The sequence below is a fragment of the Vibrio sp. Isolate33 genome (assembly GCF_022397895.1).
GTDB lineage: Bacteria > Pseudomonadota > Gammaproteobacteria > Enterobacterales > Vibrionaceae > Vibrio > Vibrio pomeroyi.
Window position 1 is genome coordinate 63,207 of record NZ_JAKEUP010000012.1, and the last position, 12,761, is coordinate 75,967.

General features: G+C 43.3%; 13 protein-coding genes. 3 read left to right on the forward strand and 10 right to left on the reverse strand.

Annotated elements, in window-relative coordinates; all coding sequences use genetic code 11:
• Positions 1–375: 375 nt before the first annotated feature.
• The 10 genes from L1D37_RS16470 to L1D37_RS16515 form a co-directional block, all read right to left on the reverse strand.
• Entirely contained in the window at positions 376–1,101 is a 726-nt protein-coding gene (locus L1D37_RS16470; RefSeq protein ID WP_171762028.1) for a hypothetical protein, read from the reverse strand.
• 59 nt (positions 1,102–1,160) lie between these two features.
• On the reverse strand, positions 1,161–1,298 hold the full coding sequence (locus tag L1D37_RS16475) for a hypothetical protein (protein WP_171762029.1): 138 nt from the start codon (positions 1,296–1,298) through the stop codon (positions 1,161–1,163).
• Between the two features lie 2 nt (positions 1,299–1,300).
• Complete coding sequence (locus L1D37_RS16480; RefSeq protein ID WP_171762030.1) at positions 1,301–1,459, reverse strand: alpha-amylase; 159 nt, start codon at positions 1,457–1,459, stop codon at positions 1,301–1,303.
• A gap of 376 nt (positions 1,460–1,835) precedes the next feature.
• Positions 1,836–2,432, reverse strand: a complete 597-nt coding sequence (locus L1D37_RS16485; RefSeq protein WP_239848497.1) for a tyrosine-type recombinase/integrase — start codon at positions 2,430–2,432, stop codon at positions 1,836–1,838.
• A 308-nt stretch (positions 2,433–2,740) separates the two neighbouring features.
• Positions 2,741–3,772, reverse strand: a complete 1,032-nt coding sequence (locus L1D37_RS16490) for an efflux RND transporter periplasmic adaptor subunit (RefSeq protein WP_239848498.1) — start codon at positions 3,770–3,772, stop codon at positions 2,741–2,743.
• A 1-nt stretch (position 3,773) separates the two neighbouring features.
• Positions 3,774–4,286, reverse strand: a complete 513-nt coding sequence (locus tag L1D37_RS16495; RefSeq protein WP_239848499.1) for a magnesium transporter — start codon at positions 4,284–4,286, stop codon at positions 3,774–3,776.
• 126 nt (positions 4,287–4,412) lie between these two features.
• Complete coding sequence (locus tag L1D37_RS16500) at positions 4,413–5,897, reverse strand: catalase (RefSeq protein WP_239848500.1); 1,485 nt, start codon at positions 5,895–5,897, stop codon at positions 4,413–4,415.
• A gap of 43 nt (positions 5,898–5,940) precedes the next feature.
• Positions 5,941–7,128 carry an anaerobic sulfatase maturase gene (locus L1D37_RS16505; RefSeq protein ID WP_239848501.1) on the reverse strand — a complete coding sequence of 396 codons (1,188 nt, stop codon included), beginning with the start codon at positions 7,126–7,128 and terminating at the stop codon, positions 5,941–5,943.
• Between the two features lie 108 nt (positions 7,129–7,236).
• Positions 7,237–7,830, reverse strand: a complete 594-nt coding sequence (locus tag L1D37_RS16510; RefSeq protein ID WP_239848502.1) for a response regulator transcription factor — start codon at positions 7,828–7,830, stop codon at positions 7,237–7,239.
• Positions 7,831–9,021 carry a GAF domain-containing sensor histidine kinase gene (locus tag L1D37_RS16515; protein WP_176681072.1) on the reverse strand — a complete coding sequence of 397 codons (1,191 nt, stop codon included), beginning with the start codon at positions 9,019–9,021 and terminating at the stop codon, positions 7,831–7,833. It lies immediately after the preceding gene.
• 151 nt (positions 9,022–9,172) lie between these two features.
• Here L1D37_RS16515 and L1D37_RS16520 point away from each other — a divergent pair, with 151 nt between their 5' ends.
• The 3 genes from L1D37_RS16520 (at position 9,173) to L1D37_RS16530 (ending at position 12,760) form a co-directional block, all read left to right on the forward strand.
• The gene (locus L1D37_RS16520) at positions 9,173–10,696 is read left to right on the forward strand and encodes an arylsulfatase (RefSeq protein WP_239848503.1); all 1,524 of its coding nucleotides are present in this window, start codon (positions 9,173–9,175) and stop codon (positions 10,694–10,696) included.
• A 174-nt stretch (positions 10,697–10,870) separates the two neighbouring features.
• Positions 10,871–11,830, forward strand: a complete 960-nt coding sequence (locus tag L1D37_RS16525) for a MoxR family ATPase (RefSeq protein WP_176681070.1) — start codon at positions 10,871–10,873, stop codon at positions 11,828–11,830.
• A 15-nt stretch (positions 11,831–11,845) separates the two neighbouring features.
• Positions 11,846–12,760 carry a DUF58 domain-containing protein gene (locus L1D37_RS16530; protein ID WP_239848504.1) on the forward strand — a complete coding sequence of 305 codons (915 nt, stop codon included), beginning with the start codon at positions 11,846–11,848 and terminating at the stop codon, positions 12,758–12,760.
• Position 12,761: the final 1 nt, after the last annotated feature.

Consider the following 12,761-nt stretch of genomic DNA (forward strand, 5'->3'; position numbering starts at 1 on the left):
TACCCACTATACTTCTTGCACACTCAATTTCGGCAACGATAAGGTGCAGATAACTAAAGAGTTTGGCGAGTTTTTGATTAACAAAATTGAGAGCCGTATGGCATAAAAAATAAAAGTCGAACGATACAGCATGAAACTATATGGTTCGACTTTACCCACCCCTATCCCTAAGAAACCTTGAACCGTTTCAGCTACTTGCCTCGGCGTTTTCACCTAGTCCGCGACAGATTACAAGGTTATCCGAATACCTATACACAACCTCAACTTTAAAGCTGAGGTGGTGATCCCTAAGAAAGGTATTATTTAGTTGCGCTGGTATCCAGCCCTGATTCTAGGATTAAGCCCCTCTTTAGCTATTGGGTTTTCGGGTACATCTTAAAACGGCAACAGATCGCTATGCAAACCAAGTTTCATTAACTTTTGATAAAATGAGTACTCTAGAGGTTGTACCTGTTTTGCAGAGAAAAATGAACTTTCGTAATTTGCCGAGTTATTTCCATAATACAATCTATCGACTGGATTAGTATTGTCCAGCAATGAAGTTTTAAAGCCATTAAAAGTTTCAAGTATACCGTCAAGATCTAATCGGGTACTGATACAGTACGAATACCAGTTAGCATCCTCGTTATCACTATGAAACACCTCATAATATAAACCTTTACTTAACTGCTCTCGTGTCAATCCACCCCGAAGTTGTTGAATAACATGAAAATTACGGTTATCTTCTAAAACAATAAAACGAAGAACAGCTGTACTACTAATTGCTCTACCTTTCTGAGACAAAACTCTGATTTGATGCTTAAAAACAACCTCTCCAGACAACTTTTCATACCGCGTTACTGCTGCGTCTGATATAGGGTCACAGAAACAGAACAGATGCTCCATCTTCCGTTTTAGCAAATGACCATACTCCTTAATAAAGTACGCCATCTGCCTTTCAGTTGCATTCTTACGTCCATTTCGCCATGCAGAAACTTGAGCAACAGATTTTCCGCTCAACCCCGCTTTAACTGCTATATCCTCGTTTCGATATCCTGCAGCATCTATTGCTAACCTGAGCAGCTGTCTTGTTAGTTTGAACTTCTTATCTGTTTCACCCATCGCCAACCAACTGTTTTTTTTAATGAAAAGCCGATGGCATTAAACCATCGGCTTTAGACTTAGTCATCCCCTAAGTAGTCATCATTATTTGGATTGTGAGCATCCGCCCAGTCATCCATATCAGACTCATTATTAGGGTTATTAATATCAGACCACAGGTCTAGCTCATCTTGTGACATATCTGAAGAATCCATCATAACTATTTCTTTCCTTGATAACGTGAGTTGTTTGGGTTTAGCTGATTTGCTCGATTATCTTGAGCCTTTTGGTACGTGGTGTTATGTCCAGGTGTACCTTTGTTGCCGTTGCCTTGATTTGCTTTATGGTTGTTCTGTTTGTTGTTCTGTTTGTTGTTCATCGTTCTATCTCCATTGTTGAATGAACGATGACATTGTATGAAAGACGGTTTCACAAAGACGAAGATAGAACAGTGATTATTCAGTGATTCTCGGTGATTCTCGGTGATTTTTGATTGGATGTTAGTTAGAGAAGCATACTCTCGCAGATTATCAGTTCGGATTGCTGCAACGTTTCAACGGCTAGATAGCCGAAGGCATAAATACCACACAGTTTTAATAGCTGAACAGGAGTCGGAACACTCAGTAATCACAGGTTGCTTCAAATAAGGTTTGATAGGGTAAGTCCGCTTCAACAGAATATGATTGAGCTTTTACTCTGAATGACAATGGGGCACAGGCTTTTCAGAAGAGAAGAAAAGCCTGTAGAGGCGCTAGTCAGCAGTCTGTGTTCTCAGAGAGCCTCAGAGCGTCTTCTAGCTCAACGCCAAGGTATCGAATAGTGTTATCTACCTTCGAATGTCCAAGTAGGATCTGAACCGCCCTAATGTTTTTCGTTCTAGCATAGATCAAAGTAGCTTTAGTTCGGCGCATGGAATGAGTACCATAGTAGTCAGCATTCAAACCAAGTTTAGCAGCCCAATTCCTGATAATTGAACGATAGAATGAATAGCTGATAGGTTGCCCTGAGCGTCGGGCACTCGGAAATAAAAAACTGCTTGCCTCAAGGGGTGCTGCAAAGATCCATCGGCTAATACTTTGCTGTGTTCTCGGAGTGATCTCATAATGGACATCGGTGCCAGTTTTTTGCTGGATGCACTGAACCCTTTCATAGATAATTCCTTGCGAAGAAACATCGTAAACGCGTAGCTTTAGCAAGTCACTCGCTCTTAACTTGCTATCTATAGCTAGGTTCAGTAGTGCGAGCTGCATCAGATCGTTTTCAATCTTCAGTCTAGTTCTGATTCGCCAAATTTCTTCAAGCTTAAATGGTCTTTTGATGCCACTGCATTTTCCAGAAGATAGCTTTCTCATGATGACCTCCTCTCAATGTTGTTGGTCAACATGAAGTTTGGCAGTCACATTTAGTAGGGTTCAGTAAGAGCTGAAACGGCTATGGACAAAACTAAGTTATACGGGTTACTTAAAGTATAGCAAGACCTCTAATCTAGTGGCCAAATTGTCTTATCCACTAAACATTTAACGGTGTATGTTAAGTATCCCAAACAACGTGAAAGATGACTAGAGAATGTTAGATGGCTATTCAAGCTGCTAAGTTTAACCAATCTACAACAGATTGGCTAAACTCCTTTATCTACTACATCTATAGTCGATTTGTAATGTTAAATTGCTGATAAGTAAGCTTTGTAAGATTTAAGCCTAACCGTTGCTGCACCGATAATATCCATGAAACCAAGCATTGGATGAGGTTTTGTTGCAGAAACCCATCCGGAACCAGTAGCCCCAATTGGAATGTTGTATCCCTCTGGTTCATCAAATTCAATCACAATTGTTCGGCCATGATCGTTCATATTGTTCCCAACGTGTTGGCGTACATGTTGCGAACCATTCATGACAGAAACACGTGCTTCACCCGTACCAGTGGTTAAACTATGTACACGGCCACGGAATATCTCACCTGGGTATGCATTCACATAAAACTCTGCAAATTGACCGACTTTGAGTCCGCGATAGGTTTGGTCAGCAATACGCATTTCTACAAATTTCTTATTCGTGTTGTATAAGTGCATGTTACCTACACGCGTACCATCAACAATGTTCGAGATTGAAAGCTGCCCATCAAAAGGAGCACGAACTTCTCTTCGCTCATTTTGCCATTCTGCTGTTGCAATCTGAGCCTCAATACTCAAAATTTTTGCATTGGCTGACGCAATTTGAGCGTTAGTAGTGTCGATACGTGTCCGTAGGTTATCTCGTTCTGATTCTTGTGAAAAGTCACCAAGTTGGGTTAAACGATCAAGGTTCTTTTCATCGTTAGCAATCTGATGAGTGAGTGCGAGTATTTCAGCTTTTGCCGCCTTCTTCTCTGCGTCTAATCCTATCATTTGAGATTCAGTGTCAACCGAACGCAGGGTGTATATTAAATCGCCTTTTTTGACTACCTGATTATGATCCACGAAAACTTGTTCAACTTCTTGTCCAATTAATGGACTTAAAACGGCATGTGGCGCTTTCACTGTCGTACTATCGGTTAGATCTGCAGGAGACCAAAATCGGTGTGCCGTAAACAAAGCAAACGCGAGCGTCAAACCTATCGCAACAATGATTGTAGCGTTACGTAGCGTCCATTTAACGACACCTATTTTAACTAAGATCCAACAAACTAGAATATATGGAAGCATTATTTCTTTCATCTTACTGCTCCTTATTCGTAGAGATCACAGTACGACCATTTCGAATTATGGACGAAATCGCTTCGGCTAATACGTCCCAACGCGCAAAAGCAATGATGATGGCTAAAACCCACCACGTTTTATCTATAAACAGACCACACAGTGAAAGAGCAAATACAATTTGAGTGTGAGCACTCGACATCTTCGCGGACTTATGCACTGCAATTTCATGCAATTCCCAAAGCAGATAAAGGACATACACAATAATGGCGACGGTTACAAAAAATACAAATCCCATAAACACTTCAGAATCAAGCAGCTTCAAAATAGTGGGGTAACCATCAATAAAGTAGCTCTCAGGGAGTGTTTTTCCATGAATATTACCAAGCTTAGACAAACCAATTGAACTACCAATTAATACCGTCAATATCACAATGGCTTTTATCAACCACATTGCGAATGCGATAATTTTATTTCCTTTATTTGTTTCCTCGACCCCATCCCTAGTATCGTTTTTCACTTTGCTACGAGACATACATTTTACCTTCGTAAGCGCCCCATATTTGAGGCGCTGTAGACTTACCTTAGACCATTACTTCACAAATATTGCGGCTGAACAAGTGTAAACCCCAACGATTCCGGGAAACTAAAAAACCATCCATCATACTTCCACGTCACTTTGAGCAATAACATGCTCCCCCTCCATCTTGGAGAGTTCAAAACCCAATAATTTCGCTAAGCCTTGCGCGTAATTACGATCGGCGAGAAGTGCATGTTGAACATGTTTCAGTTGCACTTTCCTAGAGGCAGAGCTAATTGAACGTGCTGTATTTTCAAATAGACTCTTCTGTTCACTCGATGTCATAATTCGGAACAAATTGCCTGCTTGAGTGAAGTAATCAGTGTCTTCACGATGATCCCAATGGTTCACTTCGCCCTCTAGTTCTAGCGCAGGTTCAGCATGCTCTGATTGCTGTGCCCATTCTCCATACTGGTTCGGCTCATAGCCTTTGGTTGAACCAAAGTTGCCATCAACACGCATCGCACCATCACGATGGTAGCTATGCACAGGGCAACGTGGCGCATTCACTGGAATTTGATGATGATTAACGCCCAAACGGTAACGCTGCGCATCACCGTAAGCAAATAAACGACCTTGCAACATTCGGTCTGGAGAGAATCCAATTCCGGGTACGATAGCGGCAGGGTTAAATGCTGATTGCTCAACTTCTGCAAAGAAGTTTTCTGGATTGCGGTTGAGCTCAAGCTCCCCGACTTCAATCAACGGAAAACGCGCATGAGGCCATACTTTTGTTAGATCAAATGGGTTGAACTCAACGTCGTTCGCTTCTTTCTCTGTCATCACTTGGATTTGCATCGTCCATTTCGGGAACTCTCCATTTTCGATGCTATCGTAGAGATCACGATGATGGCTTTCTCGGTCTTGACCAATCAGTTTCTCTGCTTCTTGATCCGTCAGGTTCTTGATTCCCTGCTGTGTTTTGAAGTGGAACTTCACCCAAACACGTTCGTTGTCTGAATTGATCATACTGAAGGTATGGCTACCGTAACCATTCATATGACGGTACGTTGCTGGAAGACCTCGATCACTCATCACAATCGTCACTTGATGGAATGCTTCAGGAAGTGACGTCCAAAAGTCCCAATTATTTTCGGCGCTGCGCATATTAGTGCGCGGATCGCGCTTTACCGCGTGATTCAAGTCCGGAAACTTGAGTGGATCTCGTAAAAAGAATACCGGAGTGTTGTTACCCACTAAGTCCCAGTTTCCCTCTTCTGTATAGAACTTAAGTGCGAAACCACGAATATCACGCTCAGCGTCTGCAGCTCCTCTCTCGCCTGCAACCGTTGTAAAGCGAGCAAACAGTTCGGTTGTTTTGCCAATTTCAGAGAAAATTGACGCCTTCGAATACTTGGTAATATCGTTAGTCACTGTGAATTTGCCATAAGCCCCAGAACCTTTCGCATGCATTCGACGCTCAGGAATCACTTCGCGGTCAAAATGTGCAAGCTTTTCCAAAAACCAGACATCTTGCAAAAGCATCGGACCACTTTTACCCGCAGTCATTACATTTTGGTTATGTGCAACAGGACAACCTGCTGCTGTGGTGAGTTTATTTTTCATTGACTTCGTTCCTTAATGATTGAAAATTAACACTTACTCAAAACTACGCCGTAATACGCTTTACGAACATGGGATAAACTGCAGCCGGGTGTCCTAGCTTGATTGCCTCTAGCATTGCGGAAAAATAAGGCATTGCGTGCACAAAGAATTTTTTATATCCAAAACATAAATGATTTAAACCCGGCTCAAGGTCTGCGGTAAGAGAAGTACGCTCTTTTGGGCAGCCGCCATTGCACATTGGTCTGAAATCGCACTCTCGGCACTGCTTAGGCAGTGACTTCCACTTGTTTAAACCAAATTCAACTTGCTTCGAAGAGGATGCTAGAGCGCCTAAATCTACCGATTCTATATCGCCAACTTTATGATTTTCATAGCTATAGTGGTCACAAGAGTAAATACTGCCATCATGTTCTAGCATCATTTGTTGGCCACAAGTTTCCGAATGGAAACACATTTGACTTGGTTGACCCGCAAGAATACCGAGCGTGTTCTCAAAAAACTGAATGTGTACTTTCCCCACGTCTTCTTTGCGCCACTCATCGAATACATCACACAAAAAGTGCCCCCACTGATGTGGGGTCAAAGACCAGTCTTTTTCCCCACGACGATCAAGGGAGTGCTCAACGCAAGGCTGAAACTGAATGACGTCAGAACCTAATTTTTTGAGTGTCTGATAGGTTTGCTTACCTAGATGCGCGTTGTCGTTATGCACAACGGCCAAGGTATTGAACTGTACTTTATGTTTTTGCAGCTTGGAGAGGCCACGTAATACTCGTGAGTAGCTGCCATTCCCTTTTACGTCAGGTCGGCCTAAGTCATGATTTAGCTCCTCACCATCAATACTAAGTCCGATCAAGAAATTATTCTTTTTGAAGAATTTCGCCCATTTCTCGTTGATCAGAGTTCCATTACTTTGGAATGTGTTTGAGATCGTCATACCTGAACGAGCATATTTTTTCTGCAGTTCTACAGCTCTTTCGTAAAATTCAAGACCGCGCAGTGCAGGCTCCCCACCTTGCCAACTGAAATCAACAAATTTGATGTGTTTTGGCTGAGCAGCGATGTATTGCTGGACGTATGTTTCCAAGAGAGCGTCTGACATCTGCATTGTCGCACCTGGCTGATAACGCTCTTCTTTTCTCAAGTAGTAACAATAGTGACAATCTAAGTTACATTTTGAGCCAACAGGCTTAACCAAAAGGTGGAATGGGTGTGGTGATGTCATCGTCATATCTGCGCTCCTGTTGGATTTAGGATAATTATCCTTAGGTGGCCTAAATTAGACCACTAGGACATTTCCTAACGGGAGGAGATATGGATTAGAGAGGTGGCGGGTAAGTTAGATGAACTTTCGACTGTGAGCCCAAGCAATAAGCTCAGATGCACTAGCAAGTTCAAGTTGTTCGATCATCTTGTATTTGTGGTATTCGACCGTTTTAGAAGAAATATTAAGCTCCAAAGCCACTTTCTTCGCAGAAAAACCTTGAGCTAATAGTTTAAGGATATCAACTTGTCTGGCGGTCAAATCCGTCTTTTGCTCAATAATGCTTTTCAACTCATCTGGTATGTAGCGTTCTCCGGCGAGTACATTTTTCATCGTCGCTGCTAGCTCAAAACCGGCTTGATGTTTCAGTACATACCCGTCAGCACCATATTGATATGCAGCCTTAACGATCTCTGGTTCATCATGCATAGATAAGCAAACAAGTTTACTGTTTGGCGAAGTTCGCTTAAGCAGTGAAAGCGTAGTGTTTAGCTGCATACCAGGCATAGAAATATCGGTAATAATTAAGTCGGGCTGATGTTGCTTAACAAGCTGAAGTAGCTCTGTTGCGTCAACGCTAATCCCGACAACTTGGTGGGTTAAGTCCACTAAGCGGGCAATACCTTCACTGACTATCTTGTGGTCATCTGCAATTACAACGGTTGCCATTTATACCTCACTTGTTTTTATGGATAATTTAACTGTAGTTCCTGCTTTTGGATCATTACGTTTAATAACCAATTCTCCACCAATCAATTCTCCGCGTTCAATCATAGATTGAAGACCTAGCGAAGGTGATTGAGTATATGTTTGCTCTTGATCGATTCCGATACCGTCGTCTCGAATCGACAATTCTACGCGCCCGCAGCTATATGGCTTTAACGTGATTGTTACTGCAGAAGCATTTGCGTGTTTCACAATGTTGGATAACGCTTCTTGGATAATGCGATAGACATGCAATGAAACATCATTGTTAAAAGAAGTATCGTCATCAAGCTCAATCGATAAGTACAACCCTGAGCGTTCGGCTACTTGTTCAGCATGAGATTGGATAGCGGCATTAAGCCCTACTCTTTCTATGACCACTGGGTGCAAATGACGAGACAGATGCTGAACATCTTTGGTGATTGATGCGAGTTCATTGGCGCACTTCATTAGCGCAGGTCTTGTGGTTTCATCACAAATACTAGAGACAAGACTGAGCTCGATCCCTAAAGAAGCAAGGCGTTGGCTGAAATCATCATGTAAATCGCGCGCAATATTCTGTCGTTCTCTTTCTCGTTCTCCAATGATGCGTTTGTTTCTCTCAACTACATCTTGGCGGCTTTTTATTAGCTGCTCATAATGACGTACACGCTCAATACTGGATGCAATCATATTACCCAGCACTGTCGCCGCGTTTATAAACTCTTCTGAATAGCCGTCTACCTCACTAAAATTTGCACAGGCCAATAAGCCCCATGGTTTCCCCATAGCAGTTATTGGAACCAATATATGACGCAGCGGATTTTCATCCTGTAAGTGACTAGCGAGCTCAAGCAGTTCTGGTGATTCCTCACTTGATACAACAACTCCCGCTTGGATATGCCGACGATATTCTAAAACCAAGGATTCCGGAAGTTGAGATTTGACTCTGGGAACGCCTTCTCCCGCAGCCTCATAAAATCGCCAGTCACGTATTCTGGTTTGTTCAATAGGCAAGCATGATATACGGTCGACTTTTAAAGCAATTCGACATTCATGTAGCGTCTCTATGATGGTTTCTTCCATTTGTGCTGTTGGAGAATTTAATAACCGACTAGACATGGATATTAATGCTGAAGTGATTGAATCAGATAGCATTTGTAAACCTCTTTTCATTAATGAACTTCATTACCATAAACAGCAACACCCAAAATACCTAGTAGTATTTTAAGTAAGTAGCTCAACTTCAATTCGTTTAGGAATTGTCCTAGTTCAGTTCATTTTGGAAAAAAAACATACTGTGCTCATCTTATTTCAGGAGCATCTTATGAAAACCCTTTCTAAAAGCTTACTAAAGAAAACCGTGCTCAGCACTGCTGCATTAGCTACCGTTGCTGCAGCACCAGCAATAGCAAAAAACACTTCAGAGAAACCAAATATACTCGTCATCATGGCCGATGACATAGGTTGGTCAAACACCTCTGCCTACAACCTGGGCATGATGGGCTACAAAACGCCAAACATCGACCGTATCGCAAATGAAGGCATGCTTTTCACTGACCACTATGGTCAACCAAGCTCAACTGCTGGTCGTGCAGCATTCCTAACTGGCCAACTTCCTGTTCGTACAGGTCTTCTAAATGTGGGCCTGCCAGGCTCTCCGGTCGGTATTCACCAAGATGATCCAACGCTGGCTGAAGTGCTTAAAGAGCAAGGTTACTTCAATGTACAACTTGGTAAAAATCACCTTGGTGACCGTGAGCACATGATGCCTCACCGCCGCGGTTTTGATTTCTTCTATGGCAACCTCTACCACCTAAACGCTGAAGAAGAGCCAGAACACCCAGATTACCCACAAGATCCAGAGTTTTTCGAACGCTTCGGCCCTCGTGGTATTGTCACGGGCACAGCCGATGGCCCAACTGAGTCGGCAGGACCTCTCACTAAGAAGCGCATGGAGACCATCGACCGTGAACTAACGGACATGGCTCTGGATTACCTAGACGACTTTGCCAAGACCGATGACCCATTCTTCATGTGGTATAACCCATCTCGAATGCACGTTTGGACTCACCTAAGCGAAGAGTGGCAAGGCAAAACTGGCTACGGTCTATATGCGGATGGTATGGCTGAGTTGGATCACTACGTAGGTGAGCTTCTAGAAAAGCTAGAAGAAACAGGCCAACGTGACAACACTGTCGTTATTTTCACTACCGACAATGGTGCCGAGAAAATGTCTTGGCCAGATGGCGGTAATACACCATTTAAAGGGGAGAAAGGTTTAACGTCTGAAGGTGGTGTGCGTGTGCCATTCATGGTTAGCTGGCCTGGTCACATCCCAGAAGGAGCTCGCAACAACGGTATCCAGTCTCACGAAGACTTGTTCACTACTCTAGCAACAATTGCCGGTGTTAAAGATGTTCAAGAGTCGTTCAAAACAAAACATGACGTTTACATTGATGGTTACGACCATACTAACGCGTGGTTCAACAACGAAGACACTGAACGTAACGAGATTTTCTACTTTGCTGAAACAGGTAACTTAGAAGCGGTTCGCGTTGGTAAGATCAAAGCAACATTTATTCACCCAACAGAAGAGAGCTGGTTCGCTCCACGTCTAGCCTCTACTTGGCCAGAACTGGTTGACCTACGTGCAGACCCATATGAGGAAGCGCCAGAACACTCAGGGATGTACCTACGTTGGTACGCAGAACGTATGTTCCACTTCGTTCCAATCCAAGTTGAAGTGGCAGGTCTACTACAGACGTTTAACGAATTCCCACTGCGTCAGGAGCCAACTGCATTCAACTTAGACCGAGTGCTGTCTTCACTACCTTACCGCGAGGAATAACCCCCCTCAATCAGCGAGTACATCAACACAGGTGCGCTTTATGCGCACCTGTGTTCATTTTGAGGTCCATTTAGTAATACTCCTAGTTCACCACCACCTTCACAGTTATTACTCTAACACCATCGAATAGTTCTACTCAGCCTTCGGGCTAAACGACGTCCCTAAGGAGATAACGTGAGCGTACAAAAAAACCACTTTATTACGTTACAAGAGAAAATTAATTTGCGCGTGCTTGGGCAGGAAAAATCTGTTGAACAGTTAGTGATCGCTCTGCTTGCCAACGGTCATGTTCTTCTCCAAGGTTTACCTGGTCTCGCTAAAACCCGCAGTGTAAGCGTAATGGCTAGCCAATTAGATTCCGATCTAAACCGCATTCAGTTCACACCGGATATGCTTCCTGCTGACATCACGGGTAGCGAAGTTTACGAAAGTAATACTCAATCGCTGACATTCAAAAAAGGCCCTGTATTTACTCACCTTTTGCTGGCCGATGAAATCAACCGAGCTCCAGCTAAGGTGCAATCAGCACTGCTTGAAGCGATGGCAGAAAAACAAGTTTCGATAGCAGGAGAAACACACAAATTACCAGAACTGTTCATGGTTCTCGCCACACAAAACCCAGTTGAACAAGAAGGTACCTACCCACTGCCTGAAGCACAGATGGATCGTTTCTTAATGCAGATTTTGATTGATTATCCAAGTAAAGACGCTGAGAAAAACATGCTCAAACTCTTGCGCATTGAGAACCAAGGCTCCACTAGCAGCAAACCGCTCATGACCATCGAACAAGTGCTAGAGGCACGTCGCCATATTGATAAGATTCATGTCGCAGAACAGGTAGATCAGTACATTGTCGATCTTATCGATGCAACTCGCTACCCAGACAAATATGACGAACAGCTTAGCCAGTGGATTGAGTTAGGGGCTAGCCCTCGTGCAACCATCGCATTAGACAAGTGTTCACGTGCTCACGCATGGTTAAATGGCCAAGATTACGTGACACCAGACAACGTAAGAGCAGTGGCTCATTCAGTATTTCGCCACCGTCTAGTTTTGACTTTTACGTCTCAAAATCAAGGGGTGGATGCTGAGCAAGTCATCGATAAACTGCTAAACAGCGTTGCATTTTCTTAATTGCGGGGAGGCTTTATGACCGTCGATCTTCGTATCTATCCGACTTCAGAAAGGCTTGCAGAGCTAACGTTACTAGGTCGTAAGATCTCGTGGCAACCACCTTATCAAAAGTTGACTCCTCTTACTGGTAAGCATCGCAGTCATCAACGTGGCAGAGGGTTGGATTTTGTCGAACTTCGTCACTACTACGCAGGTGATGATGTTCGCTGTATTGACTGGAAAGTAACACAACGAACGGGTCAACCCTATTTACGAGTTTACGCTGAGGAAAACGATAAGAATATCGCTCTGCTCATCGATCTTAGAACTCGTATGTTTTTTGCGTCCGATGGCCACATGAAATCTGCCATTGCTTGTGAAGCTGCAGCAATTGCTGCGGGCGCAGCTTGTCATCATGGCGATCGCGTAGGCGCTGTCATTCTTACCGACAGTGACATAGTCACGTTACCATTTCGACGCGGGAAAAGAGCGCTCATGGCTCTTTTATCTGCGATCATAGATCAATCAAACAAACTCCCAAATTGGATAGTGTCTAAAAAGGCCCCTAATTTAGAAGACGCATTAAAGCACTTAGTCGATCTTGGATTAAAAGAGAGCCAGTGTTTTATTTTTAGTGACTTCAGCGACTACGACCAACGAAATTCAAGCGTAATGATTGATAAGTTAGCTCGTCAAAATAGTCTAGTGGGCATCCGAATTACCGATCCGCTGGAAGAACAATTCCCTAAGCAGAATCTAGTCATGGGCAATGAAAGCTATCAAGTCGAACTGAAGAAAAGCGATCGACCTATCAGAGCTCGTTATGAACAGTACGTCCAAGAGCAAAAACAATCGCTATCAGAGCACTTTATACGCCATCGTTTGGCATTGCTTGATATGACGACTCAGCAGGATGCTTGGACACAATTACTTTCACTGACCAAACAATAGG